The sequence below is a fragment of the Streptomyces sp. NPDC048270 genome (assembly GCF_040652335.1).
Classification (GTDB): Bacteria; Actinomycetota; Actinomycetes; order Streptomycetales; family Streptomycetaceae; genus Streptomyces.
The window spans coordinates 107,963-134,591 of the sequence record NZ_JBEZLV010000007.1 but is presented as its reverse complement, the minus strand read 5'-3'; the positions used below and the strand labels follow the sequence as shown (position 1 = coordinate 134,591).

General features: G+C 74.8%; 24 protein-coding genes and 1 tRNA gene. 12 read left to right on the top strand and 13 right to left on the bottom strand.

All coding sequences use genetic code 11. The annotated features are described in order from the left end of the window. Positions 1-104: 104 nt before the first annotated feature. The 3 genes from AB0D66_RS09480 to AB0D66_RS09470 all read left to right on the top strand — a co-directional run bounded on the left by AB0D66_RS09480 (position 105) and on the right by AB0D66_RS09470 (position 4,638). Positions 105-1,520 carry a family 2B encapsulin nanocompartment shell protein gene (locus tag AB0D66_RS09480; protein WP_362299167.1) on the top strand — a complete coding sequence of 472 codons (1,416 nt, stop codon included), beginning with the start codon at positions 105-107 and terminating at the stop codon, positions 1,518-1,520. A gap of 131 nt (positions 1,521-1,651) precedes the next feature. After that, the gene (locus AB0D66_RS09475; RefSeq protein WP_362299164.1) at positions 1,652-3,367 is read left to right on the top strand and encodes a glycoside hydrolase family 71 protein; all 1,716 of its coding nucleotides are present in this window, start codon (positions 1,652-1,654) and stop codon (positions 3,365-3,367) included. Between the two features lie 125 nt (positions 3,368-3,492). Then, positions 3,493-4,638 carry an aminotransferase class V-fold PLP-dependent enzyme gene (locus AB0D66_RS09470; protein ID WP_362299161.1) on the top strand — a complete coding sequence of 382 codons (1,146 nt, stop codon included), beginning with the start codon at positions 3,493-3,495 and terminating at the stop codon, positions 4,636-4,638. Between the two features lie 75 nt (positions 4,639-4,713). Here AB0D66_RS09470 and cobF read toward each other — a convergent pair whose 3' ends face one another. Continuing rightward, on the bottom strand, positions 4,714-5,466 hold the full coding sequence (gene cobF, locus AB0D66_RS09465; RefSeq protein WP_362299158.1) for a precorrin-6A synthase (deacetylating): 753 nt from the start codon (positions 5,464-5,466) through the stop codon (positions 4,714-4,716). Positions 5,467-5,484: 18 nt separating this feature from the next. Between cobF and AB0D66_RS09460 the strand changes: the two genes are divergently transcribed. The 4 genes from AB0D66_RS09460 to AB0D66_RS09445 are packed head-to-tail and all read left to right on the top strand — an operon-like array spanning position 5,485 to position 8,735. After that, positions 5,485-6,240, top strand: a complete 756-nt coding sequence (locus tag AB0D66_RS09460; RefSeq protein ID WP_362299155.1) for a (Fe-S)-binding protein — start codon at positions 5,485-5,487, stop codon at positions 6,238-6,240. Next, positions 6,237-7,706 carry a lactate utilization protein B gene (locus tag AB0D66_RS09455; protein ID WP_362299152.1) on the top strand — a complete coding sequence of 490 codons (1,470 nt, stop codon included), beginning with the start codon at positions 6,237-6,239 and terminating at the stop codon, positions 7,704-7,706. Before AB0D66_RS09460 ends, AB0D66_RS09455 begins: the two co-directional genes overlap by 4 nt. After that, on the top strand, positions 7,703-8,341 hold the full coding sequence (locus AB0D66_RS09450; protein ID WP_362299149.1) for an LUD domain-containing protein: 639 nt from the start codon (positions 7,703-7,705) through the stop codon (positions 8,339-8,341). The genes AB0D66_RS09455 and AB0D66_RS09450 overlap by 4 nt, the downstream gene beginning before the upstream one ends. Before the next feature lie 4 nt (positions 8,342-8,345). Further along, complete coding sequence (locus tag AB0D66_RS09445; protein ID WP_362299147.1) at positions 8,346-8,735, top strand: VOC family protein; 390 nt, start codon at positions 8,346-8,348, stop codon at positions 8,733-8,735. On the opposite strand, the gene AB0D66_RS09440 is transcribed toward AB0D66_RS09445, so the two are convergent. Beyond that, entirely contained in the window at positions 8,732-9,274 is a 543-nt protein-coding gene (locus AB0D66_RS09440) for a DUF309 domain-containing protein (RefSeq protein ID WP_362299144.1), read from the bottom strand. The genes AB0D66_RS09445 and AB0D66_RS09440 overlap by 4 nt on opposite strands. Positions 9,275-9,379: 105 nt before the next feature. On the opposite strand from AB0D66_RS09440, the gene AB0D66_RS09435 reads away from it, so the two are divergent. The 3 genes from AB0D66_RS09435 (at position 9,380) to AB0D66_RS09425 (ending at position 10,558) form a co-directional block, all read left to right on the top strand. After that, positions 9,380-9,453, top strand: a tRNA-Pro gene (locus AB0D66_RS09435). A 198-nt stretch (positions 9,454-9,651) separates the two neighbouring features. Next, positions 9,652-10,023: an STAS domain-containing protein gene (locus tag AB0D66_RS09430; RefSeq protein ID WP_362299142.1), complete on the top strand. Its 372-nt coding sequence runs from the start codon at positions 9,652-9,654 to the stop codon at positions 10,021-10,023. A gap of 79 nt (positions 10,024-10,102) precedes the next feature. Next, complete coding sequence (locus AB0D66_RS09425; RefSeq protein WP_362299139.1) at positions 10,103-10,558, top strand: ATP-binding protein; 456 nt, start codon at positions 10,103-10,105, stop codon at positions 10,556-10,558. On the opposite strand, the gene AB0D66_RS09420 is transcribed toward AB0D66_RS09425, so the two are convergent. Further along, the gene (locus AB0D66_RS09420; protein ID WP_362299136.1) at positions 10,536-11,126 is read right to left on the bottom strand and encodes a hydrolase; all 591 of its coding nucleotides are present in this window, start codon (positions 11,124-11,126) and stop codon (positions 10,536-10,538) included. The genes AB0D66_RS09425 and AB0D66_RS09420 overlap by 23 nt on opposite strands. 191 nt (positions 11,127-11,317) lie before the next feature. Here AB0D66_RS09420 and AB0D66_RS09415 point away from each other — a divergent pair, with 191 nt between their 5' ends. Then, positions 11,318-12,358, top strand: coding sequence for an enoyl-CoA hydratase/isomerase family protein (locus AB0D66_RS09415; RefSeq protein WP_362299133.1), 1,041 nt, complete (start codon positions 11,318-11,320; stop codon positions 12,356-12,358). Between the two features lie 21 nt (positions 12,359-12,379). Here the strand turns inward: AB0D66_RS09415 and AB0D66_RS09410 are convergent, their stop codons facing one another. Beyond that, the gene (locus AB0D66_RS09410; protein ID WP_362299130.1) at positions 12,380-14,641 is read right to left on the bottom strand and encodes an excinuclease ABC subunit UvrA; all 2,262 of its coding nucleotides are present in this window, start codon (positions 14,639-14,641) and stop codon (positions 12,380-12,382) included. 98 nt (positions 14,642-14,739) lie between these two features. Here AB0D66_RS09410 and AB0D66_RS09405 point away from each other — a divergent pair, with 98 nt between their 5' ends. Beyond that, complete coding sequence (locus AB0D66_RS09405) at positions 14,740-15,507, top strand: TetR/AcrR family transcriptional regulator (RefSeq protein ID WP_362299127.1); 768 nt, start codon at positions 14,740-14,742, stop codon at positions 15,505-15,507. Positions 15,508-15,549: 42 nt separating this feature from the next. Here AB0D66_RS09405 and AB0D66_RS09400 read toward each other — a convergent pair whose 3' ends face one another. The 9 genes from AB0D66_RS09400 to AB0D66_RS09360 form a co-directional block, all read right to left on the bottom strand. Beyond that, complete coding sequence (locus tag AB0D66_RS09400) at positions 15,550-16,473, bottom strand: SDR family oxidoreductase (protein WP_362299124.1); 924 nt, start codon at positions 16,471-16,473, stop codon at positions 15,550-15,552. A 10-nt stretch (positions 16,474-16,483) separates the two neighbouring features. Continuing rightward, positions 16,484-17,731 carry an MFS transporter gene (locus AB0D66_RS09395; RefSeq protein WP_362299121.1) on the bottom strand — a complete coding sequence of 416 codons (1,248 nt, stop codon included), beginning with the start codon at positions 17,729-17,731 and terminating at the stop codon, positions 16,484-16,486. 20 nt (positions 17,732-17,751) lie between these two features. Continuing rightward, positions 17,752-18,987 (bottom strand): alkaline phosphatase family protein, encoded by a 1,236-nt coding sequence (locus AB0D66_RS09390; protein ID WP_362299117.1) that lies wholly within the window; start codon positions 18,985-18,987, stop codon positions 17,752-17,754. A gap of 49 nt (positions 18,988-19,036) precedes the next feature. Continuing rightward, on the bottom strand, positions 19,037-19,957 hold the full coding sequence (locus tag AB0D66_RS09385; protein ID WP_362299114.1) for a galactokinase: 921 nt from the start codon (positions 19,955-19,957) through the stop codon (positions 19,037-19,039). 344 nt (positions 19,958-20,301) lie between these two features. Next, on the bottom strand, positions 20,302-22,185 hold the full coding sequence (locus tag AB0D66_RS09380) for a class I SAM-dependent methyltransferase (protein WP_362299111.1): 1,884 nt from the start codon (positions 22,183-22,185) through the stop codon (positions 20,302-20,304). Continuing rightward, the gene (locus tag AB0D66_RS09375) at positions 22,182-23,345 is read right to left on the bottom strand and encodes a nucleotide disphospho-sugar-binding domain-containing protein (protein ID WP_362299108.1); all 1,164 of its coding nucleotides are present in this window, start codon (positions 23,343-23,345) and stop codon (positions 22,182-22,184) included. Before AB0D66_RS09375 ends, AB0D66_RS09380 begins: the two co-directional genes overlap by 4 nt. Beyond that, positions 23,342-24,196 carry an alpha/beta hydrolase gene (locus AB0D66_RS09370; RefSeq protein ID WP_362299105.1) on the bottom strand — a complete coding sequence of 285 codons (855 nt, stop codon included), beginning with the start codon at positions 24,194-24,196 and terminating at the stop codon, positions 23,342-23,344. The genes AB0D66_RS09375 and AB0D66_RS09370 overlap by 4 nt, the downstream gene beginning before the upstream one ends. 7 nt (positions 24,197-24,203) lie before the next feature. Beyond that, on the bottom strand, positions 24,204-24,521 hold the full coding sequence (locus tag AB0D66_RS09365; protein WP_362299102.1) for an acyl carrier protein: 318 nt from the start codon (positions 24,519-24,521) through the stop codon (positions 24,204-24,206). Next, positions 24,511-26,364, bottom strand: a complete 1,854-nt coding sequence (locus AB0D66_RS09360) for a 4'-phosphopantetheinyl transferase superfamily protein (RefSeq protein WP_362299099.1) — start codon at positions 26,362-26,364, stop codon at positions 24,511-24,513. Before AB0D66_RS09360 ends, AB0D66_RS09365 begins: the two co-directional genes overlap by 11 nt. Positions 26,365-26,629: the final 265 nt, after the last annotated feature.

The window sequence follows — 26,629 nt, the reverse complement described above, 5'->3', positions numbered from 1 at the left end:
TTTCAACAGACGCCCGGACCGGTGCGGCTACCGCACCGGTCACCCGGCGCCCCACCGTGGGCGTGCAGCCCGCTCCGCGCGACCGACGCAGGGAGGAACCCCGCATGACCGCAGAGGCGCAGCCACCCCTGACCCCCGCCGACGACCGGCAGCTGAGCCTGAGCACCGCCGCCGCCCGCAATCTCGCGACGACCACCAAGTCCGTCCCCCAGATGCAGGGCATCAGCTCCCGCTGGCTGCTGCGCATGCTGCCCTGGGTGGACCTCGGCGCCGGCACCTACCGCGTCAACCGCCGCCTCACCCATGCCGTGGGGCGCGGCCGGGTCTCCTTCGTCCAGGCCGGCGCGGACGACGTGCGCGTCCTCGCGCCCACCCTCACCGAGCTGCCCACCCTCAAGGGCTACGAGGACGCCGCCGTCCTGGAGGAGCTGGCCCTGCGCTTCGTCAAGCGCGACCTGCGCCGCGGCGACGTGCTCGTGGAGGCGGACGCCCCCGTCGACGAGGTGTTCCTCGTCGCCCACGGCCGCTTCGAGAAGAGGGCCGAGGGCAAGTATGGCGGCGCCGAACTCCTCGGCGTGGTGGCCGACGGCGACCAGCTCGGCGACGACGCGCTCGGCCAGACCGACCCGCGGTGGGGCTACGGGGTACGCGCCGCGACCGCCGGGACCGTCATGGTGCTGCGCTGGAGCTCCTTCCAGGAGGTGCTCGGCCGTGCGGCCGGCCTGCGCACGCACCTGGAGCAGTACGTCGCGAACGGGCGCCGGCCCGTCAACCGGCGCGGCGAGGCCGACATCGAGCTCGCCTCGGGCCACGCCGGCGAGGCGCGGCTGCCCGCGACCTTCGTCGACTACGAGCTGCGGCCGCGCGAGTACGAGCTGAGCCTCGCCCAGACCGTGCTGCAGATCCACACCCGCGTCGCCGACCTCTACAACGACCCGATGAACCAGTTCGAGCAGCAACTGCGCCTGACGGTCGAGGCGATGCGCGAACGCCAGGAGTCCGAGCTCCTCAACAACCGCGACTTCGGCCTGCTGCACAACGCCGACTACGGGCAGCGCATCAGCACCTGGTCCGGTCCGCCCACCCCCGACGACATGGACGACCTGCTCAGCATGCGCCGCGGCACGAAGTTCTTCCTCGCGCACCCCAAGGCCGTCGCCGCCTTCTTCCGCGAGTGCAACAAGCGCGGCCTCGCCCTGGACACCGTGGAGGTCCACGGCAGGCAGGTGCCCTCGTGGCGGGGCGTCCCGCTGCTGCCCTGCGGAAAGATCCCCGTCGTCGGCGGCCACACCAGCTCGATCCTGGCCCTGCGCACGGGCGAGGAGGACGGAGGCGTCATCGGTCTGCGCCCGGCCGCGATCCCGGAGCAGATCGAACCCGGCCTCAACGTCCGCTGCATGGGCATCGATCAGAAGTCGGTCATGTCCTACCTGGTCAGCTCCTACTACTCGGCGGCGATCCTCGTCCCCGACGCCATCGGAATCCTCGAGAACGCCGATATCGCCGCCACCCGCGGCTAGCGGGCGTCCGCGCGCCTTGCCGATCAGGCCCCCGACCGGCCCCGATCCCGGGACCGGTTGTCCGCAGGCCGGTCATGGGCTCTACTGCTGTGCAGCCCCCGCACCGGGGGCGCGGGCGGGGAGGGACCAGGATGAGAGCGGACCGGCGGACAGGATGGCGGCCGGAGCGGGCGCACCGGCCGGTGTCGCACCGGCGCCGGACGGGATGGCGCGGCCGCAGGCCGCTGCTGACCCTGCTGATGGCCGCCTTCCTCCTCGTCGGGGCCTGCGCGGCCGCCGGCATCGCCTGGGACCCCTTCAACACCCCCTCCGCACAAGCCGGTACGGCACCCCGGATCGGCGCCCCGTGGACCGCCGGAACCGGCGCCACCCCCGCACCCGCGGACCCCGGCACGGCCGCCGCGCCGTCCGCCGGGAGCCCGGCACCGACCAAGGGCGCGGCCGCCCAGGGCAACCCCGGGGGCGCGACGGACACCGGGGCCGCGCGCCCCGGGGCCCTGCCCTTCGACCTGCCGCAGCCCGCCGCCCTGCGCTCCGGCGCGGCGGGCCGGAAGCTGGTCTTCGCCCACTACTTCACCCCCTACCCGCTCTCCCTCGACAACGCGCGCGCGGACGGCGACTACTACACCCGCCACTACCTGAACCCGGACGGCGAGAGCGGCAAGCACGGGAGATACGGCGGACTGCTGCGCGACCGGCCGCTGCCCGTCGAACCGAAGTCCGGCGACTGGGAGTACGCCAACCTCCAGCAGGAGGTGCGCACGGCCCGCGCGGCGGGCATCGACGGGTTCACCCTCGACATGCTCTCCTTCTCCGGCCGGAACTGGGACCGCTGCAACCTCCTGATGGCGGCGGCCCGTTCGGTCGATCCCGCCTTCAAGATCATGCTGATGCCCGACATGACCTCGCTGAAGACCGACGACCCGGCCGTACTCGCCGAGGCGATCGCCAGGCTCGGCGACGCCCCGGCCGCCCACCGCCTCCCCGACGGCCGGCTCGTCGTCTCCCCCTTCAAGGCGGAGGAGAAGAGCGCCGCGTGGTGGACCCGGGTCCTGGAGGTCCTGCGCTCCGAGCACGGCGTCCAGACCGCGTTCGTCCCCCTCTTCCTCGACTTCGCCGCCCACGCCGACGCCTTCGCCCCCATCAGCCACGGCTTCTCCGAGTGGGGCAGCCGCAGTTACGTCGGCCAGGAGGGCAACACCCGTGACGTCCGGCGGGCGCACGGCATGGGCAAGGTCTGGATGCAGCCCGTCTCGATCCAGGACGCGCGGCCCAACCAGGGCGTCTACGACGAGGCCGGCAACACCGCGACCCTGCGCTCCACCTGGACGCACGCCATCGAGGACGGGGCCGACTGGGTCCAGCTCACCACCTGGAACGACTACTCGGAGGGCACCCAGTTCGCGCCCTCCCTGCACAACGGATACGCCTACCTGGACCTGACGTCCTACTACCTCACCCGCTTCAAGACGGGCAGCTGGCCGGAGATCGTCCGGGACACGCTGTACCTCACCGCCCGCACCCAGTTCGCGTCCGCCGACCCGACGGGCGGCCAGTCGCTGCTGATGGCCCCGCGCAAGGGCACCGCCGCGCCCCGGGACACGGTGGAGGTGCTGAGCTTCCTCGCCGGCCCCGCGGTCGTCCGTACGGCCGTCGGATCCGCGCAGGACACCCACGAGGCCCCCGCGGGGGTGCACTCCGAGCTGCTGCCGCTGAAGCCGGGCACCGCCTCGGCCGCGGTGGTCCGCGGCGGGAAGACCGGCGCGCAGGTGCGGCTGCCGTACGCGGTGGACCGTACGGTGGAGGTCCAGGACCTCCAGTACTACGCGGCGACCAGCGGGCGGTAGAGGGGAGAGGGCGAACGCGGCGGGGGAGCAGGCCACCCTGTCGCGATTGGCCTTGTCGGGCCGGGCGCCGCGCCTTGCATGATCCGCAAGCGGCAGCCCCGCCGAACCCGTCACCCGGAGGTACCGTGACCGAGCCCGCCACCCCGACCGCCTTCCCCGGCGGCGACGCCCTCTTCCGGCTGGACCCGGGCGTCGCCCACCTCAACCACGGCTCCTACGGTGCGGTGCCCGTCCCCGTCCAGGAAGCCCAGCAGGCGCTGCGCGCCGAGGCCCACGCCGACCCCGACGCCTTCTTCAACGGGGTCGCGGGCCGGCTGGACGGGGCCCGGAGCCGGATCGCGGCCCGCCTCGGCGCGGACCCCGAGGGGATCGCCTTCATCTCCAACGCCACCGAGGGCGCCAACCTCGCCCTCGACGCCGTCCCGCTCGCCGAGGGCGACGAGATCCTGGTCACCGACCACGGCTACGGCACCGTCACCGCGGCGGCCGCCCGCCGCGCGCCCGTCACCACGGTCGCCCTGGACCCGCACCTGCCCGACGAGGACGCCGTGCGCGAGGCCGTGCTGGCGGCGCTCACGCCCCGCACCAAGGTGGCCCTGCTCGACCACGTCAGCTCGCCCACCGCCCGCCTCGTCGCGGGACCCCGGCTCCTCGCGGACCTCGCCGCGCGCGGGATCACCACCGTCGTCGACGGCGCCCACACCCCCGGCACGCTGGCCGGACCGGTCGCCGCCGGCGCCGACTTCTGGTTCGGGAACCTGCACAAGTGGGGCTACGCCCCGTCCGGCAGCGCCCTGCTCGCCGTGGCCCCCGCCCACCGGGCCCGCGTCAGGGCGCTGGTGCCCTCGTGGGAGGACCACCGGGGCTTTCCCCGCTCGGTTGAATACCGGGCCACCGCCGACTACACCGGCTGGCTCGCCGCCCCTGAGGGGCTCGACCTGCTCGAACGCCTGGGCGCCGCCCGGGTGCGGGCCCACAACAGCGCGCTCGCCGCCTACGGGGCGGAGCTGCTCGCCAGGCTCCCCGGCTTCACCGCGCTCCCGCACACCCCGGGCCTCCCGATGCGGTCCGTGCTGCTGCCGCCCGGCACCGCCGAGACCCGGGAGTCCGCCGCCGCCCTGCGCGAGGAACTCGCGGCGAAGCTCCGTATCCGGGTCCTGGTCTGGCCCCGGCCGGGCGGCGGGGGCCTGCGCGTCTGCGGGCAGGTCTACAACCGCCCCGAGGAGTACGAGCGCCTCGCCGCGGCCCTGCCCGCCTTCCTGGCACGGTGACACGAAGACGCGGAGGCGCGGAGACGCGGGGAGCGGTGGCGCGGTGAGTCGTGGCGCGGTGGGCGGTGACGCGGCTCAGTCGCGCCGGAGCAGGTACGTGTCCATGATCCAGCCCTTGCGGGCCCGGGCCTCGGTGCGCAGCTCCTCGATCCGCCCGGCGACCTCCGCCAGCTTCCCCGAGACCAGGATCTCGTCCGGGGTGCCGACGTAGGCCCCCCAGTAGATGAACAGGTCCTGGTCCAGATGTGCGGTGAAGGCGTGCCGCGCGTCCAGCATCACCACCACGTCGTCCACGCCGTCCGGCCAGCCCTCGGCCAGCCGGCGCCCGGTGGTGATCTGGACGGGGCGCCCGACCCGGTTCAGGTTGGTCCGGTGCCGGGCCAGCAGCGCCGAGACACTGCTGATGCCCGGGACCACCTCGTGCTCGAAGGCCACCCGGCCCCGCTCCTGCACCTCGTCGAGGATCGCGAGCGTGGAGTCGTACAGCGAGGGGTCGCCCCACACCAGGAACGCCCCGGTCTCGCCCTCCGCCAGATCCTCCGCGATGAACCGCTCGAAGATCTCGGCCCGCGCGCTGCGCCAGCCGTCCACCGTCGGCGCGTAGTCGGCCGGGGTGCGGTCCCGGTCCGGGTCGCGGCCCTCCACCAGCCGGTGGCCGGGACGGGCGTGCTCGTCGAGCATCGCCCGCCGCAGCCCGGTCAGGTCCGCCTTCTCCTCGCCCTTCTCCAGGATGAGGAATGCGTCCGCCGCGCCGATCGCCCTGACCGCCTGGAGGGTCAGATGGTCCGGGTCGCCCGCGCCTATGCCGATCACTGAGAACTTCTTCACGCCGCTATTCTGCCCGTCATGCGAGCCGCCCTGTTCGTCACCTGCGTCAACGACGCGCTCTACCCGCGTACGGGCATCGCCGTCGTACGCCTCCTGGAGCGGCTCGGCGTCACCGTGGACTTCCCGGCGGCCCAGACCTGCTGCGGGCAGCCGCAGTACAACACCGGCTACCGGCACGAGGCCGAACCGCTCGTGCGGCGCACGGCCGAGGCCTTCGCCGGGCACCCGTACGTGGTCACCCCCTCCGGGTCCTGCGCCGCGATGGTCCGCGAGCACTACCCGCGCATCGGCCGGCGGGCGGCGGCGGAGGGGCGCGGCGGCGAGCTCGCCGCGCTCGCGCAGGAGCTGGCGCCGCGCGTGTACGAGCTGACCGAGTTCCTCATCGACGTGCTCGGCGTGATCGACGTCGGCGCGTACTTCCCGCACACCGTCACCTACCACCCCTCCTGCCACGGCCTGCGCGGTCTCGGGCTGGGCGACCGGCCGCGCCGCCTGCTGGCGGCCGTCAAGGGCCTGGAGCTGGTCGAGCTGCCGGGCGCCGAGGAGTGCTGCGGCTTCGGCGGCACCTTCGCCGTCAAGAACCCGGACGTGTCGGCCGCCATGGGCACCGACAAGACCGCCGCCGCGGCCGCCACCGGCGCGCAGGTGCTGTGCGGCGCCGACAACTCCTGCCTGGCCCACCTCGACGGCCTGCTGCGCCGGGCCCGGTCCCCGCTGCGGACCCTGCACCTCGCCGAGATCCTGGCCGCCACCGAGGAGGAACCCCTGTCATGAGCGGCACGTTCCTCGGCATGCCCGCGTTCCCCGAGGCGGCCCGCGCGGCCGTGCGGGACGACGTGCTGCGGGCCAACCTCCGCCACGCCACCCGCACCATCCGCGACAAGCGCGCCCGGGCGGTCGCCGAACTGGCGGACTGGGACCGGCTGCGCGCCGTCGGCCAGGCGGTCAAGGACCACACCCTGCGCCACCTCGACCGCTACCTCCTCCAGCTGGAGGAGGCCGTGACCGCCGCGGGCGGCACGGTCCACTGGGCGGCCGACGCCGGGGAGGCGAACCGCATCGTGACGCAGCTGGTGCTCGCCACCGGCGAGCGGGAGGTGGTCAAGGTCAAGTCCATGGCCACCCAGGAGATCGGGCTGAACGAGGCGCTCGAGGCCGCCGGGATCGCCGCGTACGAGACCGACCTCGCCGAGCTGATCGTCCAGCTCGGCCGCGACCGGCCCTCGCACATCCTGGTCCCGGCGATCCACCGCAACCGCGCCGAGATCCGCGACATCTTCCGTACCGAGATGGGCCGCTGGGGCCGGCCGGCCCCCGAACCGCTCGGCGACGACCCGCGCGAACTCGCCGAGGCGGCCCGCCTGCACCTGCGCGAGAAGTTCCTGCGGGCCAAAGTCGCCGTGTCCGGCGCCAACTTCATGGTCGCCGAGACCGGCACCCTCGTCGTCCTGGAATCCGAGGGCAACGGCCGGATGTGCCTGACCCTGCCCGAAACGCTCATCTCCGTCGTCGGCGTGGAGAAGGTCGTCCCCACCTTCCGCGACCTGGAGATCTTCCTCCAGACGCTGCCCCGCTCCTCGACGGCCGAGCGGATGAACCCGTACACGACGATGTGGACGGGCACCACGGACGGCGACGGACCGGCCGCCTTCCACCTCGTCCTGCTCGACAACGGACGCACCGACACCCTCGCCGACGAAGTGGGCCGCCAGGCCCTGCGCTGCATCCGCTGCTCCGCCTGCCTCAACGTGTGCCCGGTCTACGAACGCGCCGGCGGCCACGCCTACGGATCCGTCTACCCCGGCCCCATCGGCGCGATCCTCAGCCCCCAACTGCGCGGCACCGCAAGCGGGATCGACGCCTCGCTGCCCTTTGCCTCCACCCTGTGCGGCGCCTGCTACGAGGTCTGCCCCGTCGCCATCGACATCCCCGAGGTCCTCGTCCACCTGCGCGAACGGGTGGCCCAGGGCGGCCCCGTGACCCGCGACGGCATCCGCGTACGGATCCGCCCGGCCCACGGCCACACCGCGGAACGGGCCGCCATGCGGGCCGCCCGGCTGCTGCTGGACCGTCCGGGGGCCCTCGGCGCGGGCGAGCGCCTGCTGGCCCGCGCCCGCCGGCTGCGCCCGCGCCGCCTGCCGGGGCCCGGGCGGGCCTGGACCGACAGCCGCGAACTGCCCGCCGTCCCCGCGGAGTCCTTCCGCGACTGGTGGGCCCGGGAACGGGAGGCCTCCCGATGAGCAGCAGGGACCGCATCCTGGCCCGCGTCCGGCGGGCCGTGGGGGAGCGGGGGCCGGATCCGGATCCGGAGATCGCCCGCGACTACCTGCGCGTCCACGGCGTGCGCACGCCCGCCGAGAGCGCCGACCTGCTCGCCGCCCACCTCGCCGAGTACCGGGCGAAGGTCCACCGCACCGACGAGGACGGACTGCCGCTGCTGCTGATGCGGCTCCTCGCCGAGCGCGGTTCCCGCACGGTCCTCGTCCCGCCCGCCCTGCCCCCGCACTGGCTGGCGGCGGCGGACCCGGTCCGGGTCCCCGACCGGGCCGCGTCCACCCCGTCCGAACTCGACCGCGTGGACAGCGTCGTGACCGGCTGCGCCCTGGCCGTCGCCGAAACCGGCACGATCGTCCTCGACGGCGGGCCCGACCAGGGCCGGCGCCGCATCACCCTGATCCCGGACCACCACATCTGCGTGGTCCGCGTGCCGGACCAGGTGGTGGACTCCGTACCGCAGGCGCTCGAACGCCTCGATCCGGTACGCCCCCTGACCTGGATCTCCGGCCCCTCCGCCACCAGCGACATCGAACTCGACCGGGTGGAGGGCGTACACGGCCCCCGCACCCTGGAGGTGGTCCTGCTCGGCGCACAATGAGGGCATGTCATCCCACATCGCCCTCACCGCCCTCGTGGTCCGCGACTACGACGAGGCCATCGACTTCTACACCCGCGCGCTCGGCTTCGACCTCGTCGAGGACACCGCCCGCCCCGACCGCTCCCGGTGGGTCGTGGTCCGCCCGCCCGGTGCCAAGGAGGCGGCCCTGCTGCTGGCCCGCGCCAAGGACGAGGCCCAGCGCGCCCGCGTCGGCGACCAGACCGGCGGCCGCGTCGGCTTCTTCCTCCACACCGACGACTTCGCGCGCGACCACGCCCGGATGACCGCCGAGGGCGTCCGCTTCCTGGAGGAGCCCCGCCACGAGGCGTACGGCTGCGTCGCCGTCTTCGAGGACCTGTACGGAAACCGCTGGGACCTGCTGCAGCCCGCCTAGGACGCCCCTTTCGCAGTCGGCCCGCCGGGGGCTCCCGGGCGGCCGGCGAGCCCGGGAGCCTCGGCCGCCGCGTCGACGGGCTCCCCGGCCGCCACCCGCCCGGCCAGCGCCCGGGCCCACATGACCAGCCCCGCCACGTCGATCCCGTAGGAGTCCTCCTGGCCGGCCAGGGCGTCCGCCCCGCGGCGCAGCAGCCGCGCCCCGCCGACCGCGTTGCCGCGTGCGGCGTGCGTCAGCCCCACCGCGAGCTGCGCGAGGCCGCGCCAGAGCGGAGCCGCCTCCTCGGGCCCCGACTTCCAGGCGTCCTCGAACACCTCGTGGGCGTGGAAGGGCATCCCGGCGTCCAGCAGCCGCTGCGCCTCCGCGAGCGTCCGCGCGGGGGTGCGGACCACTCCCTCGGGCTGCCGCTCGACCCCGGCCGCCCCGTACGGCAGCGGCCGCCCCAGCCCGTCCCGGGGCCGCGCACTGCGCGCCCGCCCCTCGGCGTCCCGGTCCCTGGCCCTGTCCCTGTCGCGGTCCTCGTCCGTTGCGTTCACCACCTCATCTTCGCCGTCGCCGATTACCGGTGCATGAACACCCCTCGGCGTGGGGTAATGTTCTGCATGTGCCGCCGAGAAGGGGGAAACCCCAGGTCGCAGGCACAACGGGACGTGGCGCAGCTTGGTAGCGCACTTGACTGGGGGTCAAGGGGTCGCAGGTTCAAATCCTGTCGTCCCGACTTTTCGAAGTCGCAGGTCGAGGGGCCGTTTCGGAGCAATCCGAAACGGCCCCTCGGTCGTTTCCGGTTCAACGGCCGGGGGCCCCGCCCGCCGCAGCCCGCGCCCGGCCTGCCCGCCCGCCCTCGCCGCCGTCACCGTCGGAGGCGTATCCGCGCGGCTTCTGGGAAGGTGCAAGGACAGGACGGAAGGGTGATGGGATGGTTCCGGGAGCGGACAACGAGCGCTTCACCGTCGCGGTCCAGCATGTGGACGGAGCCGTCGTCATCGAGCTGGCGGGAGAGCTGGACCACGACACGGCCCAGCCCCTGCGGGAGGCCCTCGACGCGGCGGTCGCCCACGGCGGTCGGCTGCTGGTGGACCTGACGGGCCTGGGGTTCTGCGACTCCACCGGGCTGAACGTGCTGCTGCACGGCAGGCTCTCGGCCCTGGAGGCCGGCGGCAGCGTGGAGCTGGCCGGACTGCAGGGCTCCGTGGCCCGGATGTTCCGCATCACCGGCGCCGACGGGATCTTCCCCGTGTACGCCGATGTGGCCCAGGCGATGACCGGCACGAACGGCCCGCCGGCCTAGTACCACCGCGCCCGGGTGGTCGGGTCCGGCCACAGGTCAGTACGACTACTGCACGTCGACACCGAGGAGTCGGAGCGTCATGGAACAGCGGGGGTCACCCGACCGGACCTGGTACCTGGTACTGGACGGGGCCACCGATGTCGTGACGCGCAGCCGGGACTTCGCGCGCCGCGCACTGGCCGCGTGGCACTGGCTGCCGGCCGCGACGCAGGAGGAGCGGGACGCGGCCGACGACGTGCTGCTGCTGGTCTCCGAGGTGGTGGCCAACGCCTGTCTGCACGGCGGCGGGCCGACTGCGCTGCTGCTGGACTGCGACGCGGAGCGGCTGCGCATCGAGGTGACCGACGGGAATCCGGCGCCGCCGGTCCCGGTGCGGGCGGGGCCGGGGACGCGGCGCGGGCAGCCCGGCGGGCACGGGCTGCTGATCATGGACCGGCTGGCCCGCAGGTGGGGCACCAGGCCCGGGCCGCACGGCAAGTGCGTGTGGCTCGAGGTGGCCGCGCCCGCCGGCGTCAGGAATCCAGAGCCGCGATGATCTGCTCGGTGGTGGCGACCCTGCCGATGCGCGGGAAGATCTTGCCGAAGGTGTGGGCGTGCGAGTCGGCGTCCAGGTCGGCGGTCGCGTCCTCCGCGAACACCAGGTCGTAGCTCAGCTCCCAGGCCGTACGGGCGGTGGACTCGACCCCGGCGCTGGTGGAGATCCCCGCCAGGACGATGCGGTGGATGCCCCGCCGGCGCAGCTGGAGGTCCAGCTCGGTGCCGGTGAAGGCACCCCAGTGGCGCTTGGTGACGACCACGTCCCCGAGCGCGGCGAGCTCGGCCGGGATCTCCGAGAACGCGGGCGGCGGGGCGGCGGCCGGCCCCGGGCGGTCCACATTGGCCGTGGGCAGGTCGCCGCTGTCGGGGGACCAGGCGACCTTGACCAGGACCACGGGCAGCCGGCGGGCGCGGAAGGCCTCCGCGAGGGCGATCCCGTGCTTCAGGATGCCGTCGGAGGGCCTGGCCGTGGGCAGGCCCAGGATGCCGGTCTGCAAATCGATGAGGACGAGGGCGGTGTCCTCCCCGAGGGCGAGGCGGGTCGGGTCGGCGGTCGGATCGGCCATGAGGGGCTCCTTCGGGAGGAATGCGGACATGGTGCCGGCGCTGCACGGCGACCTTACCGATCACCGACCTCCCCGGAATGGGAACACGCGTGCGGAGCGAGGGCGTCCCTGTCTGCCCCGACCCCGGCTCCGACCGGAGCGGGCCCGACCCGCCGGGTCCGCCCCGGCGGCCGAGTTCCATACTGGCCGGTGTGAAGACCGAAGACGACACCGTCCTGTTCGACGTCGAGGGCCGGACCGCGGTGATCACCCTCAACCGCCCCAAGTCCCTCAACGCACTCACCCACCCCATGGTGCGGCGCATGGCCGCAGCCCTGGCGGCCTGGGAGCGGGACCCCGCCGTCCAGCAGGTGCTCGTGCGCGGCGCCGGGGAGCGCGGGCTGTGCGCGGGCGGGGACATCCGGGCCATCCACGACGACGCCAAGGCCGGGACCACCGCCTCCGCTGAGTTCTGGCGCGACGAGTACCGTCTCAACGCCCGCATCGCCCGCTACCCCAAGCCGTACGTCGCCCTCATGGACGGCATCGTCATGGGCGGCGGGGTCGGCGTCTCGGCCCACGGCGGCGTCCGCATCGTCACCGAGCGCTCCCGCGTCGCCATGCCCGAGACCGGCATCGGCTTCGTCCCCGACGTCGGCGGGACCTGGCTGCTCGCCCGCGCGCCCGGCCGGCTCGGCACCCATCTCGCCCTCACCGGCGCGGCCGTGGGCGCAGCCGACGCCCTGCTCTGCGGCCTCGCCGACCACTTCGTCCCCGCCGCTCGGCTGCCGGAGCTGGCCGCAGCCCTCGCCTCGGCCCCCGTCCACGAGGTGCTGCCGCGCCACACGGCCGCGCCCCCGCCCGGTGAACTCGCCGCCCGGCGGCCCTGGATCGACCGCTGCTACGCAGCGGACACCGTCGAGGAGATCGTCGAGCGGCTGCTCGCCGACGGGGACCCGGCCGCCAAGGAAGCCGCCGAGACCGTCCTGGCCAAGTCCCCGACGGCACTGAAGGTCACCCTCGCTGCGCTGCGCCGGGCCGCCGCCCTCGGCTCGCTGGAGGAGGCGCTCGTCCAGGAGTTCCGGGTCTCGTGCAACGCCCTGGCCTCGCCCGACCTGGTGGAGGGCATCCGCGCCCAGGTCGTGGACAAGGACCGCCGTCCGCGCTGGTCCCCGCCCGCCTTGATGGAGGTGACCGGCGCGGACGTGGAGCGGCACTTCGCACCGCTCGCGGGCGGCGACCTGGTGCTGTGACCCCGGGCCGCCCGGCCCGGCCTACGAGCCGACGTACTCGCGCAGGTGGCGCGCGGTCAGTGTGTCGGCTCCGGCCACCAGGGCGGCCGGGGTCCCCTCGAAGACGACCTCGCCGCCGGCGTGGCCGCCGCCCGGGCCGATGTCGATCAGCCAGTCGGCGTGCGCCATCACCGCCTGGTGGTGCTCGATGACGATCACCGAGTTCCCGTGGTCGACGAGCCGGTCCAGCAGGGCGAGGAGCTTGTCCACGTCGGCCATGTGCAGCCCGGTCGTCGGCTCGTCGAGGATGTAGGTCGAGGACTTCTCGGCCATGTTGATGGCCAGCTTGAGCCGCTGCCGCTCGCCGCCCGACAGGGTGTTGAGCGGCTGGCCGAGCCGCAGGTAGCCCAGCCCCACGTCGGCGAGCCGGCCCAGGATCGTCCGGGCCTGGCCGGTGGTGAAGAACTCGTAGGCCTCCGCCACCGGCATGTCGAGGACCTCGCTGATGTTCTTGCCGCGCAGGGTGTACGTGAGCACCTCCGGGGTGAACCGGCGCCCCTCGCACTCCTCGCAGACCGAGGCCACCCCGGCCATCATGGCGAGGTCCGTGTAGACCAGCCCGATGCCGTTGCACTTGGGGCAGGCGCCCTCCGAATTGGCGCTGAAGAGGGCCGCCTTGACCCCGTTGGCCTTGGCGAACGCCGTCCGGACCGGGTTCAGCAGCCCCGTGTAGGTCGCCGGGTTGGACCGGCGCGAGCCGCGGATGGGCGACTGGTCGGCCACCACCACCCCGTCCCGCCCGGCGAGGTACCCGTGGATCAGCGAACTCTTCCCGGAGCCGGCCACGCCGGTCACCACGGCCAGCACCCCCAGCGGCACCTCCACGCTGACGTCCTTCAGGTTGTGCAGGTCGGCGCCCTTGACCGAGAGGTGGCCGCGCGGGGTGCGCACCCGCTCCCGCAGCCGCGCCCGGTGCCCGAGGTGGCGCCCGGTCAGGGTCCCGGAGGCGCGCAGCCCGTCCACGTCCCCGCTGTAGCAGAGCTGCCCGCCCGCCGTGCCCGCCCCGGGGCCCAGGTCCACGACGTGGTCCGCGATGGCGATGACCTCGGGCTTGTGCTCGACGACGAGCACGGTGTTGCCCTTGTCGCGCAGCCTCAGCAGCAGGTCGTTCATGCGGCGGATGTCGTGCGGGTGCAGGCCGGTGGTCGGCTCGTCGAAGACGTACGTGATGTCGGTGAGCGAGGAGCCGAGGTGGCGGACCATCTTCACGCGCTGGGCCTCGCCGCCGGAGAGGGTGGCCGACTGGCGGTCCAGGCTGAGGTAGCCGAGGCCGATCTCGACGAGGGAGTCCAGCAGGTCCCGCAGGCTCGCGAGCAGCGGAGCCACCCCGGGGTCGTCGATCCGCCGGACGAACGCGGCCAGGTCGCTGATCTGCATCGCCGAGCACTCGGCGATGTTCACTCCGTGGACGCGCGAGGAGAGGGCGGCCGCGGACAGCCGGGTGCCGCCGCAGTCGGGGCAGTCGGCGAAGACCACGGCCCGGTCCACGAAGGACCGGATGTGGGGCTGCATGGACTCGCGGTCCTTGGCCAGGTACGTCCGCTGGATCTTGGTGATCAGGCCCTCGTAGGTGAAGTTGTTCGGCCCGACCTTCACCTTCACCGGCTCCTTGTGCAGGAAGTCGGCCCACTCCTGCTCGGTGAAGTCCTTCAGCTTGGTGTCGGGGGAGTAGAAGCCGCAGTTCGCCATGACCTGCCAGTACCAGGAGTCGACGGCGAAGCCCGGCACGGTGATGGCGCCCTCCCTGAGGGAGAGCTCGCGGTCGACCAGCTGGTCCACGGCTATGTCCGAGACCTGGCCGATGCCCTCGCACCGCTGGCACATGCCGTCCGGGGTGTTGAAGCTGAAGGCGGTGGACGTGCCGATGTGGGGGGCGCCGAGGCGCGAGAAGACGATCCGCAGCATGGTGTAGGCGTCGGTGGCGGTGCCGACCGTGGAGCGGGAGTTCGCGCCCATGCGCTCCTGGTCGACGACGATGGCCGCGCTCAGGTTGTGCAGCCCGTCCACGTCCGGCCGGCCCAGGCTCGGCATGAAGGACTGGATGAAGGCGGTGTACGTCTCGTTGATCATGCGCTGGGACTCGGCGGCGATGGTGCCGAACACGAGGGAGGACTTCCCGGAGCCGGAGACGCCGGTGAACACGGTGAGCCGGCGCTTGGGGATGTCCAGGGAGATGTCGGCGAGGTTGTTCTCCCGCGCTCCGCGGACCCGGATGACCTGGTGGCTGTCGGCGGCGATGTGCACGGAACTCCTCGCGGTGGCGTGATGGTGTCTCGGCTTATTTTATACACTGTACTCTATACGCTGTAGTGTATTTTTCTGCCGAGAGCGGGAGGGCCGGGATGGCGAGGGACCGCAGTGGTACGGGGGATCCCGTCCGGACGCTGGAGCTGCTGTGGCGCGGGCCCGGCCAGGAGGCGCACGCCGGGCGGCGCGGTCCGCGGCAGGGACTCAGCGTGGACGCCGTGGTCCACGCCGCGATCGCCCTCGCCGACGCGGAGGGCCTGACCGCGGTGACCATGCGGGCGCTGGCCCAGCGCCTCGGAGTGACGCCGATGACCCTCTACACGTACGTGCCGGGGAAGGCCGAGCTGCTCGACCTCATGCTGGACGACGCCTACCGGACCATGGACCGCGCCCGGCCGCGGCCGGACGCGCCGGAACCCTGGCGGACGCGGGTGACCCGCGTCGCCGAGGACAACCGGGCCCTGCTCACCCGCCACCCCTGGATCGCGGACCTGTCCGCCGTCCGCCCGCCGCTGGGCCCCGGCGTGATCGCCAAGTACGAGTACGAACTGGCGGCCTTCGACGGCATCGGGCTCACCGACGTCGAGATGGACGCCGCCCTGACCCACCTCCTCGCCTTCGTCCACGCCGAGGCGCTGGCCGCCGCCGACGCCGCCGAGCACAACAGCCGCCAGAGCGACGAGGAGTGGTGGTCGGTCGTCGCACCCCTGCTGGAGCGGGTCCTCGACCCCGCGCGCTACCCGCTCGCCGGCCGGGTCGGCAGCGCGGTCGGCGCCTATGACCCGCAGACGGTCTGGGCCTTCGGCCTGCGCTGCGTCCTGGACGGACTGGCCCGCCTCATCGAGTCGAGGCCCGGGTCCTGAGGCGCTGCAACGGCGTCCGGCGGGGCGCCCGGCCATCGCCCCCTAGCGGTAGCCGGTGGTGTCCGCCGGGCGGCCCGGGTCCTGGACCTCCACCATGTACCGCCAGCAGTCCGGACGGCTGCCGTCGAGATCCGTGAACCCGTACACCCCGGCGAGCTGCCCGCTGGACAGGGACTGCCCGTTCCAGCGCGCCCGTTCCGGGTCCGCGGCGAGCGCCGCGACCGCCCGGCCCACGTACGAGGGGGTCTCGGAGATGGCGAAGTGCGGGACCTTGTCCAGCGCGTCCCGCCAGTTCTCCTCGGCCACACCGAAGTTGTCGAGCATCATCTCCGAACGCAGCCACCCCGGGGTCAGCGCCACCGCCGTGGCCCCGCGCGGCCCCAGCTCGTGCCCCAGCGCGAACGCCATCCGCAGCACGGCGGACTTGGCGATGTCGTAGAAGAACGACACCCGGTAGTGGGCGGCGTTGTACTCGGCGGTGCCGTCCGTCATCTCCACCACCAGCCCGCCCGGCCGGCGCAGCAGCAGGGGCATCGCGAAGTGGCTGGTGACGGCATGGGTCTCGACCGCGAGCCGCAGCAGCCGCAGGCCCTTGTCCAGGTCGTGCTCCCAGACCGTGCTGTCCCACTCGAAGAGGTGCTCCCCGCCCCAGATGTCGTTGACCAGGACGTCCAGGCGCCCCTGCTCGCGGTCGATCCGCCCCACCAGGGCCTCGACCTCGGCCCGCTCCAGGTGGTCGGCGACCACCGCGACACCGCGGCCGCCCGCCGCCGTCACCAGCTCGGCCGTCTCCTCGATCGTCTCCGGCCGGTCGTACTCCGAGCGTCCCCTGCGGGAGCTGCGCCCCGACACGTACACGGTCGCGCCCTGCGCGCCCAGCTGGACCGCGGTGCCCCGGCCCGCGCCCCGCGTAGCCCCGGCCACCAGGGCGACCTTGCCTTCGAGTGTGCGCTGTGCTTCAGCCATGGGCCCGACCCTACGACGGCCCGCCCCGCTCCCGCCCGCCGAACACGGCGAGCGCCGCCAGCGACAGGACGAGCCCCCCGGCCGCCATGCCGAGGGCCGGGCCCGGCCCCCACAGCGTCCAGGCCGCGCCGAACAGCAGGGACCCGGCGAACCGGGCCAGCGCCTGGGCCGTCTGGAGCACCGCGAGGCCCGTGGTGCGCAGCCCGGCCGGGAGCAGCGGCCCGGCCGCGGCCATCAGCACCCCGTCCGTGGCCGCGTAGAACAGGCCGAGCAGCCCGAGGACCCCGAGCACGAGAAGCGGCCCCGCCGGCACCGGAGCGAGCAGCAGCAGGCAGGCGCCGAGCAGCAGCACGTGCCCGCCCAGGAACACCCGGCGCCGGCCCAGCCGGTCCGCGGCCCGCCCGGCGGGCAGCGCGGCCAGCAGGAACACCGCCGCCGTACCGACGGGAAGCAGCGGGAAGTACGCCGCCGGCAGCTCGAGCCGGCGCTGGAGCAGCAGGTAGAGGAAGGCGTCGCCGACGGTGAACAGGCCGAGCACGGCGGCGGTCGCGCACAGCCGCCGCAGACCCGGGATCCGTACGAGCGTGCGCACCGGGGGCAGCGGGGTGCGTGCGGCGGCGGCGGGCGCGGGGGCCTCCCGTACGAACAGGACCAGCACCACCACCCCCAGCACCGCGAAGCAGCAGCTGACCGTGAACACGGCCGCGTAGCCGTCCGCCACCACCCACAGCACGGCGAAGGCGGCCAGCGGCCCCAGCAGGGCGCCCGCCGTGTCCAGCGCGCGGTGCACCCCGAAGGCGCGGCCCTGCTCCTGCGGCGGGCAGGACAGCGAGATCAGCGCGTCGCGGGGGGCGGTGCGCAGGCCCTTGCCGGTCCGGTCGGCGGCGAGCACCGCCGCCACCGACCAGGGGGTGGTGACCGCGAGCAGGGCCGCCTTGCACCCGGCGGAGAGCGCGTAGCCCAAGCCCGCCACGAGTTTGCGGCGGTGCGTGCGGTCGGAGATCCGGCCGCCCGCCAGGCGCAGCAGCGCCGTGGCGCCCTGGTGGAGCCCGTCCAGGGCGCCGAAGGCGAGCGGGGACATGCCGAGCCCGGCGACCAGGTACAGCGGCAGCACGGCCGTGACCATCTCGGCCGAGACATCCGTGATCAGACTGACCAGGCCGAGCGCGAACACCGTGCCGGGCACGGCCCGCAGGGGGCCGCTCGGGACCGGGGTGTTCCCGGCCGCGTCCGCGGCCCGGCTGGTCGACAGGTACACGGATGCCTCCCAGAAGGCGACTAGAACCAGTTGACGGTGAGCGGGAACCCGGCGGTGACGGTCGCGCCCGTGGAATCGGTGGCCGTGGCGGTGATCTGGAGGGTGCCGCTGGCCCAGGGCTTGCCGCTGATCCGGCCGGTGCCGGGGTCGACGGTCAGACCCCAGGGCAGACCGGTGGCCGCGTAGCGGACGGGGGGCTTGCCGCCGGTGGCGCTGAGCTGGATGGTGCAGGACTGGTTGAACTTGCAGGTCTGCGGCCCCGGATCGGCGAGCTTCAGGTCACCCGCGGTCGGGGTGGGGGTCGGTGAGGTGGGGGTGGGAGTGGGGGTGGGCGTCGAGCCGCCGAACACCTCGCTGATCGGCTGGACGTTGGCCGCGTTGCCCGCGTGCGTCGTACCGAAGAGGTCCTCGAAGGTCCGCAGCAGGTGGTGGTGGTTGAAGGGGGTCGCGTACCTGCCCGTCTTCACGTGCGCGCCGTAGAAGACGGTGGCGATCTGGTTCGACCCCAGGTAGTTGTCCTCGTCCCAGGTCAGCACCAGCAGGCTGTTGTTGGCCTTCGCCCACTGGGCGTACGCGTCGATGTTGTTCTTCGTCCAGGTGTCGCCCGTGGCGACCGGGCAGGAGTGCATGTCGTTGCACTGGTTCGGCACCACGAACGACAGGTGCGGCAGCGCCGCGAAGTTGTTCTGCGGGAACTGCGCCCAGGTCTTGCCGGTGTTCAGCGGCACGTTCTTGAAGGCGAACCACGGGTTGTGCTTCTGCGCGTACTGGCCGTTCGTGCAGGCCGTGGACCCCTCGCTCGGCAGGTCCTCGTTGTACGTCGCGAAGGTCTTGCCGGCCGCGATCAGCTCCTGGCCGAGGTTCGGCGCGGTCATCGACTGCGGGACGTAGCAGCCGTCGCCCGTGATGCCCTGCGTGGCACCGGAGAAGAGGTTGAAGTAGTTGGGCTGGCTGGGGTGGGTCAGCGCCTTCATGCCGGTCAGGCTGGCGCCGCCGTTCGCCAACTGGTTGATGTACGGGGCGTTCGAGCTGCCGATGATCTCCCCGTACTGCTTGTTCTCGTACACGACGACCACCACGTGGTCGTACGAGGGCAGCGCGGCCGCGGCCGCCGCGGTGGCGGTGGAACCGGTCTCCGCCGCCTGGGAGTTGGCGACGGTGAAGGCGCCCAGCAGGCCGAGGGCGCCGAGTCCGGCGACGAGCGCGGACCACCGGGCCCGGCGTCTCGCGTCGGCCCTGGGTGAGGGGATGGGCATGGCGGATCCTCCTTGGGTTCAGCGGATGTGGTGCGAGCGGGCCGGATGGTCATTCCTCGCGCCGGGCCGCGCCGGCGACGGAGATGTTCAAGAAGCGCGGCACGGGCCGCCGCCGGTCGCGGAAGTCCTCCGCGACCGCGGCGCGCACGGCCGCCAGCCGCGCCCCGGGCAGCAGCACCAGGGCGCTGCGCCCCGGCTCCTGCCCGGGAGGCCAGGCGCTCAGGGCTCCGGCCCGGCGGGCGCAGGCCACGGCCCGCTCCAGCTCCGCCGGGCGGTCCCCGGCCTCGCCGCGCACGGCCACCAGCACCAGCCGTGCACCGGAAGACGCCGGGTCGAAGGGGACGTACCGCTGCCGCCGCCGGGGCTCCGCGCCCAGCAGCAGGGCCTTGCCCTGCCGGGCGAAGAGCACCGCGCGGCGCAGGGTGTCGTCCCCGTCCGGCAGCGCCGCGGCCAGCAGCCGGGCCAGGTGCGCGCGGTCCGGCAGTTCACCGGGGTCCGTGTGCACATCGGCCACCGCCAGGGCCACGGCGCAGTCGGCCGGCTCCGCGGTGGCCAGCCCGGCGGCCGCCGTGAGCGAGCCCTGCACGTGCAGGTCCGTCCCGCCGCGGCCGAGGCCGGCCCGGGCCAGCGCCCGCAGCACGGTGTACGGCCGCACCGCCCAGGCGGGGGCGGCGGGCAGCGGCCCCGACAGGGTCAGCGGCAGATCGCAGCTGTCCGCCGGGTGCCCGAGCGAGCTGAGCCGGACCATGCCGTCGGTGCGCGGGGCCGCCGCGGCGGCGGTCGGCCAGCCGGCCGCGGCGGCCAGCCCGGGGGAGCCGAGGTGGAAGGCGTACGGCGCGCTCCACACGGCGGCGGGCGGCCGGCCGTGCGCGGCCTCCAGCGCGTAGGCGACGAGCCGGAAGAGCGGATCGGCGGTGGCCCGCCGAGCCAGGTCCCCTCCGGCGCGCTCCCCCCACCCGGCTGAGCCCATGCCGACTGCGCCCGCGCCCGCCCGGCCCGGGGCGGTGCCGGTTGCGCTCGTGCCCGACCGGTCTGCGCCGGTGCCGGTCGCGTTCGTGCCTGCCGGGGTCGGGGCGGTGCCGGTTGCGCCTGTGCCCGCGGCGGCTGCGGCGGTGCTGCTTGCGCCTGTGCCCGCCGAGGCTGCGGTGGTGCCGGTTGCGCTCGTGCGGGCCGGGGCCGGGGCGGTGCCGGTTGTGTTCGTGCGGGCCGTGACCGCGGCGGGGCCGGGGCTCCCGGCGGGCTGCCCGAAGACGGGTCGGGCGGGGGCGGGGGGTGTCACGGCCGGGGGAGGGGTTGCGGGGGTGGTGGGTTTGGTCACGGGGTGTCCTTGCGGGCCAGGAGACGGTAGGCGTTTCCGCCGTCCGTGATGCGGGCGGCGGCCGAGCGCAGGGCGTCGAGTGCGGCCGCGCCCGCGAAGCACGGCAGTGCCGCCGTGCGGACGAGGCCCGCGCGGGCCCGGGCGCCGGGCGTGGGCGGCGGGCCCCACGGGCGGTCCGGATCCGGGGCCAGCCGCGCGGCGGTCAGGGCCACCGCGCCGAAGAAGTCGTTGCCCTGGTGGGCGGGCCCGTGCTCCTCGACCAGCACGGTGAACCCCCGGTCCGCCAGCGCCTCGCGCAGGTTCGCGGCCGGAACCAGGTGCTGGTGCTGCGGCTGGAACCACGGCAGCCATGCCCCGCCCAGCAGGTCGGCCATGCGGGACTCCGGGTCGGGCACCTCGATGGTCAGGAACCCGCCCGGGGCCAGGACGGCGGCCGCCGTGTCCAGCTCCGCCTGCGGATCCCGGGTGTGCTCCAGGTAGTGGTACATGCTGACCACGCCGTACCGGCCCGCCAGCTTCGAGGCGAACTCCGGGAACTGGCCCTGGTATCCGGTCTCCACCCACCCGCGGCGCTCCGCCCCGAGGATCCCGTCGCCCATGTCCAGCCCGTCGAACCGGGTCCCCGGCCAGACCTCGCGCGCCGCGTTGCAGAAGTGCCCGTGTCCGGTGCCCACGTCGAGCCAGGACTCCGGGCCGGACCCGCCCGCATGCCCGCGGAGCATCTCGGCGCGCGCCCGGTAGGAGGGGCCGAGCCGTCCGAAGACCGTGCCCGCGCCCTCGCCGCCCCGCCCGTCGTAGAAGTCGCGGTAGTAGAACTCCAGCCCCTCCGGGCTCAGCCGGGGGTTCTGGAAGACGTGCCCGCAGTCCTCGCAGCGTTCCAGCGTGAACCGGCCGGGCTTGCCCTGGAGCAGGTCCGGCACCCGGACCCGGACGGCGAGCCGCCCGCTCCCGCACCACGGGCAGTCCGGGCGGCGGGCCTCGAAGAAGCGGTCCGTCCCTTCGGCCAGGTCGGCCCGGTAGGCGGCGGCCCGGTAGGCGGCGGCCGGGCCGGACGCCGGCTCCCCGCCCCCGCCCCGGCGGGCCGCCGCGGCCGTCCGCACGGCCGCGCCGAGGGACCGTACCGGCCGGGCGGCGGTGGCCCGGGCCAGATCGGCCGGGCGCAGCGGGGAACGCGGCCCGCCGAGGACCAGGTACGGCTGGAGCCAGTACAGCCCGGCCGCGGCGGCCCCCCACCGGCCCTGGCGTACGGCGACGCCCGCCAGCAGCGCCAGCCCGGCGAGCTGGGCCGCGGCCAGTGCCCCCGGCGGCAGCCCCTGCGCCCGCAGTTCGGCGGCCCGCCCGGGACCGGTCGCCCCGGGCGGCGGTCCGCAGCTCAGGGCGGGCGCGATCGCCAGGCCCGTGGCGCCGGCCGCGTACTCCTTCAGGCGGCGGGTGAGCGCGAGGAGTTCCACCGGCCCCGGCCGCGGCCCGTCCGGATCCACCCCGGCCCGCGCGAGGACCTCCTCGGCGGCCAGCACGGCGAACCCGGCGCCGCGCCCCTCCCCGAGCCGGTCCGCCTGGTAGCGGGCGGGGTTTACCAATCGCAGCAGCCCCAGGGCCCGCTCGGCGGGCAGGTCCGCCGGCAGCAGGTCCAGGACCCGCAGCCCCTCCCGTTCGGCGTGCGCGCAGGCGGAGAGGAAGGTGGCCGCGTCCGCCTCGACCCCCCGGGCGGTGAGCAGCCGCCACCCGGCGGCCCGCGGTACGCCGGTCGCCGCGGGCGGGGCGGCCGGCAGCACCGGCACCGCCCGCAGCCTGCGGCCGGCCCGGACGGTGCCGGCGCCGAGCGCGGCCAGCAGCACCGCCGAGGTCCACGGGACCCGGGGGATCGGGAGTGGCGTCATCGCAGCTTCTCCAACCGGTCGGCCGCGGCGGCGGCTCCGCCCGCCGCGGCGAATGAGGCCTGGATGCGCCGGGCGGACCGGCGGGGGCCGGGCTCGTCCAGCACGGCCGTGAGGGCGTCGCGCAGTTCCTCGGCGCGGGTCCGGCCGAACCGAAGCCGCACCCCGGCCCCGGCGTCCACGACCTGGCGGGCCACGATCGGCTGGTCGTCGCGGATCGGCGCGACCACCAGCGGCAGCCCGAACGCGAGGGCCTCGCAGACGGTGTTGTGGCCGCCGTGGCAGACCACGGCGTCCAGGTGGGGCAGCAGCTCCAGCTGCGGAACGCGCTCCTGCGACAGCAGGTGGTCCGGCACGGAACCGATGAGTGCGGCCGGTGCCGCGAGCACCAGCTGCACGTCCTCCGCGAGGTGTTCGGCGGCCCCGAGCACCGCCCGGTAGAAGCGGCCGCCGGCCTCCTGGTTGAGGGTGCCCAGCGACACCAGCACCCGGCGGCGCGCCGGGTCGAGCCGCTGCCAGGGGAATCCGGGAGCGGCCGGGCGGGCTCCGAAAGCCGGTCCGACGAAGGCGTGGTGCGGCGGGAACTCCTGCTCCGGACCGACGAGTTCGGGGGTGGAGAAGACCAGGACGAGCCGGTCGGAGAAGCGCGGATCCCAGCCGGGGGACACCGGGCCGAACTCGGCGACCAGTCCGCGGATCCGCTCCGCAACCCACTCCCCGACCTTCGGGAAGTCCGCGAAGGGCCGGGTGAGTTCGGCGGAGGTGCTGGCGGAGGTGGCCCACGGGATCCCGAGCCGCTCGGCCACCAGCGGTCCGGCCAGGGCCTGCTGGTCGGCGACCAGCACGTCCGGCTCGAAGGCGCGGACGGCATCGGCCACCCCCGGCACCATCGCCCGTGCGAGCGGCACCAGCGCCTCCTCCCACAGGAACCGCAGCGCCGCGACCCCGCGCAGGTCGCGCCAGCGCGCGTGCAGCGCGGTGTAGCCGCCGCCCGCCTCCTCCCCGGCCGGCAGGATCCGGGCCTGCGCGGGCAGCATCCGGGCCAGCACCGCGGAGGGCCCGGCCCAGGCGATCTCGTGGCCGCGGGCGGCCAGTTCGGCCCCGACGGCCACCGTCGGATTGACGTGTCCCGCCAGCGGCGGAACGGTGAACAGCACCCTCATGGGACCAGCGCTCCCACCCGGGTCCCGGGCGTCTCCCGTGCCGCCCGCGCCGCCGACCGGCCCGCTGCCGCGTCGAGATGGGCCAGTACGGCTTCCCGCAGCGCCCCGCTGGTCTCCTTGAGCACGTCGTGCCCCAGCCCCGGCAGGATCCGCAGGACCCCTTCCGGTGCGTGCAGGGCCAGCTCCCGTGCTCCCGGCACCAGTTCGGAGTGCTCCCCGCACACGATCAGCAGGGGGCAGCGCAGCCGCGCGTAGTCGGCCGCGGTGAAGGTGCGGCCCGCCGCCATGTCGTCGATGAGGGTGGTGCGGTTGAGCAGCTCGTCGGCGATCGCGGTGAGGTTCGCGGCCTTGCGCAGCCGCAGGGTGCGCAGTTCGGCCGGGACCGGACTGTCCTCCAGGCTGAGCGCGGCGGCCGACAGGGTGTCCACCATGTTCTCCACCCAGGCCCCGCTCAGCGGGGGCTCCAGCAGGGTCAGCCCCGCGACGAGGGCGGGCCGGGCCAGCGCCGCGTGCAGGGCGAGCGTGCCCCCGTAGCTGTTGCCGACCAGGTGGACCGGCCGGTCGCCGAGGCCCAGCGCGCCGAGCAGCTCGAACAGGTCCCGTACGGCGGTTCGGCTGTCGTAGCCGTCGGCCGGCCGCTCGGTGCGGCCGTGGCCGCGCAGGTCGTACAGGACCGCCTCGTGTCCGGCCCGGGCCACCGGCACCGCCAGCGGGCAGTAGAAGGAGGACAGGTTGTCGACGGCCAGGCCGTGCAGGAAGACCACCACGGGCCGGTCGGGGCGGGCGGCTTCCGCGGTGGCCGGCAGCCGCTGGACGTGGAAGCGCAGCGAGTTGGCGAGGACGAAGGCCATGGCCGGCTCAGCCCGCGGAGCCGGCCGGGGAGGCCCCGGAGCGGGCGAGGGAGGCATGGGTGATCCGGCCTATGTGCGTGACGAGGTCGCCCACCGACATGGCGAGGATGGCGTCCATGTCCTTCTCCGCCAGGAACTCCATCAGGTCCACCTCGGCGCCGTAGCGGTGGTGGAGCAGCTCGGCGAGGGCGACGAACTCGACGCTCTCCAGCGCCAGGTCCTCGTTGAACGTCGTCTTCATCGTGACCTCCTCGGCGAGCAGGTACTCGTCGCCGACGATCTCCACGAGCATTGCGGTGATCTCGGCGAGGATGTCAGGTGCCATGACGGGTCTCCGTGAGGTGGAAGGGGACGGGGGACGGCGCCGCCGCTCCGTGAGCGGTCCAGGCGACGACGTGGTCGAGCGGATCGGTGGCGAGCAGGGTGGTGCGGACCGGGTACGGGTGCCCGTCGGGGGAGCGCACCAGCAGCGCGCCAGAGTCCGGGTCCTCGGACACCCGCCAGTCCCGCGGGCGGCCGCCGAGCCCGCTGCCCTCGGCCTTGGCGGCGGCCTCCTTGGCACACCACACCGCGGTCAGGGCGGCCGGCAGGCCGGTGCCCTCACAGGCGGCCAGCCGCTCGGCGAGCCGGACCTCCTGCGGTCCGAGGGCGATCCGGACCAGCGCGTCCGGGTCGGCGCTCACCTGCTCGACGTCGATGCCGACCGCACTGCCGGGGTGGGCGAGGGCGACCGCGATCCGGTCCTTGTGGGCGATCGACAGCCGCAGGCCCCGGGTGAGCGGTCCTTCGGCGAGCGGCCGGCCGGCCGGGTCGTTGCCGATGGGCACCTCCGCCGGGAACACCGGTCCGGCCCCGCCGTCCCACAGCAGCTGCCGCAGCGCGTCCTTGGCGGCGATCCGACCCAGCAGCCAGGGCGCCCGGGCGCGCGGCGACAGCCGCTCGTACGCCGTGCGCTCGGCGGCGCCGAGGTAGCGGCGCATCACCAGCTCCTGGGAGGCGGGATCGGTCCAGCGGCGCCGGGCCAGGCACCAGCCCTCGGGCCGGGGCTCGCCGATGCCGCACACCTCCGGGGTGAACTTCATCGGCCAGACCCGCTCGTCGGCGCCGAACCGGCGGTACGTCCACCCCTCGATCCGGGCCCACACCTCGCCGCCGGAGCGGCGCAGTTCGAGGTCGCCGCGCACGGTGGTGTCGCGCACCTCGCGGATCCGGGCCGTGGCGGCGACCAGGTCCTGCGGGGCGGGCGCGGGCCCGCAGAAGCGGATCCGGTCCACGGTGGCGGGGAACACCAACCGGTCCACCGGAAGCCGCAGTTGCATCCAGTGGCCGAAGAGCTGCCCGGCGGCGTCGAGCAGGGCGCCGGGGTCGGGGAGGGCCCGCAGGACCCCTTCGATGCCGTCCGAGGCGACGGTCCGCACCTCGTGCACTGCGGCGAAGCGCGGGCCGTGGAACATCCACCGGTCGCGGTAGAGGGCCTCGGCGCTGACCGGGGCCGGCCGGGGATCGCGCAGCGGTGTGGTGTCGGGCGCGGGCGGCCGCCCGTACCGCTCGCCGAGCAGCACGACCACCGAGGCGTACGCGCCCAGGGTGACGCGGGCCCGGCCGGGCCCGTCGCCTCGGACGGCGACCTCGACGTCGACGGCCGGTTCCACGGCGAGCCAGCGCAGCGCCCGTACGTCCTCGTAGCCGACGACGCGGAGGCCGGGCGGGGCGTGCCGCAGCGCGGCCTCGGCGGCCAGCTCCAGCATGGTGGTCATGGGCACGACGGGGAACCGGTCGGAGTCCTCGGGCCAGCCGTCGGGCTGGAGGTACACGCAGTGGTCCCGTACGTAGGGCAGCGCGGCCAGGGAGAGCCGCAGGCGTTCCGTGCCGGCGGGCCGCCCCGAACCGGCACGACCGGGATCCGGCGCGGGGGCCGGGGCCGGCCGTGGGGCCGATGCCGAGGCCGGCGCGTCCGCCATCTCCGCCGCCCGTACGGCCGACCAGGCGTCGGTGACGCTCCGGGCGGCCGCGCCGGTGTCGGCCAGCACCGCGTCCAGGGCGGACAGCAGGACCGGGCGGGGCGCGGGCGGCTCCGCCGGCGCCGTCCCCGCCGCCAGCAGCCCGCCCAGGGCGGCCCGCGCCGCCTCGCCGAGCCGGACCAGCGGAGACCCGAGATCCAGCGGCACGCTCCGCCCGGAGCCGGGCCCGCTGGCGATGCCGGTGCCGGGCCCACTGCCGGTGCCGCCTTCGCGGTCGGCGGCCGCCCGGGAACGGCCCGGCCGCCCGGCGGCCGTGCCGGAACCGGCTTGCGCCGTGCCGGAACCGGCTTGCGCTGTGCCGGAGCCGGCGTCTGCCAGGCCCCTGCCGGCTCTAGCCGAGCTGGACCCGGCGTCTGCCGGGCCCGCTCCGGTTTCCGCCGAGCTGGACCCGGCGTCTGCCGGGCCTACGTAC

Excerpts from the sequence above, each read along its gene's own strand:
- AB0D66_RS09475 (WP_362299164.1), top strand. The coding sequence starts at position 1,652 with ATGAGAGCGGACCGGCGGACAGGATGGCGGCCGGAGCGGGCGCACCGG.
- AB0D66_RS09400 (WP_362299124.1), bottom strand. The coding sequence starts at position 16,473 with ATGGCTGAAGCACAGCGCACACTCGAAGGCAAGGTCGCCCTGGTGGCC.
- AB0D66_RS09425 (WP_362299139.1), top strand. The coding sequence starts at position 10,103 with ATGGAACAGCGGGGGTCACCCGACCGGACCTGGTACCTGGTACTGGAC.
- AB0D66_RS09460 (WP_362299155.1), top strand. The coding sequence starts at position 5,485 with ATGCGAGCCGCCCTGTTCGTCACCTGCGTCAACGACGCGCTCTACCCG.
- AB0D66_RS09375 (WP_362299108.1), bottom strand. The coding sequence starts at position 23,345 with ATGAGGGTGCTGTTCACCGTTCCGCCGCTGGCGGGACACGTCAATCCG.
- AB0D66_RS09430 (WP_362299142.1), top strand. The coding sequence starts at position 9,652 with ATGGTTCCGGGAGCGGACAACGAGCGCTTCACCGTCGCGGTCCAGCAT.
- AB0D66_RS09405 (WP_362299127.1), top strand. The coding sequence starts at position 14,740 with ATGGCGAGGGACCGCAGTGGTACGGGGGATCCCGTCCGGACGCTGGAG.
- AB0D66_RS09420 (WP_362299136.1), bottom strand. The coding sequence starts at position 11,126 with ATGGCCGATCCGACCGCCGACCCGACCCGCCTCGCCCTCGGGGAGGAC.
- AB0D66_RS09390 (WP_362299117.1), bottom strand. The coding sequence starts at position 18,987 with ATGCCCATCCCCTCACCCAGGGCCGACGCGAGACGCCGGGCCCGGTGG.
- AB0D66_RS09370 (WP_362299105.1), bottom strand. The coding sequence starts at position 24,196 with ATGGCCTTCGTCCTCGCCAACTCGCTGCGCTTCCACGTCCAGCGGCTG.
- AB0D66_RS09450 (WP_362299149.1), top strand. The coding sequence starts at position 7,703 with ATGAGCAGCAGGGACCGCATCCTGGCCCGCGTCCGGCGGGCCGTGGGG.
- AB0D66_RS09380 (WP_362299111.1), bottom strand. The coding sequence starts at position 22,185 with ATGACGCCACTCCCGATCCCCCGGGTCCCGTGGACCTCGGCGGTGCTG.
- AB0D66_RS09385 (WP_362299114.1), bottom strand. The coding sequence starts at position 19,957 with ATGGGCTCAGCCGGGTGGGGGGAGCGCGCCGGAGGGGACCTGGCTCGG.
- AB0D66_RS09480 (WP_362299167.1), top strand. The coding sequence starts at position 105 with ATGACCGCAGAGGCGCAGCCACCCCTGACCCCCGCCGACGACCGGCAG.
- AB0D66_RS09365 (WP_362299102.1), bottom strand. The coding sequence starts at position 24,521 with ATGGCACCTGACATCCTCGCCGAGATCACCGCAATGCTCGTGGAGATC.
- AB0D66_RS09455 (WP_362299152.1), top strand. The coding sequence starts at position 6,237 with ATGAGCGGCACGTTCCTCGGCATGCCCGCGTTCCCCGAGGCGGCCCGC.
- AB0D66_RS09445 (WP_362299147.1), top strand. The coding sequence starts at position 8,346 with ATGTCATCCCACATCGCCCTCACCGCCCTCGTGGTCCGCGACTACGAC.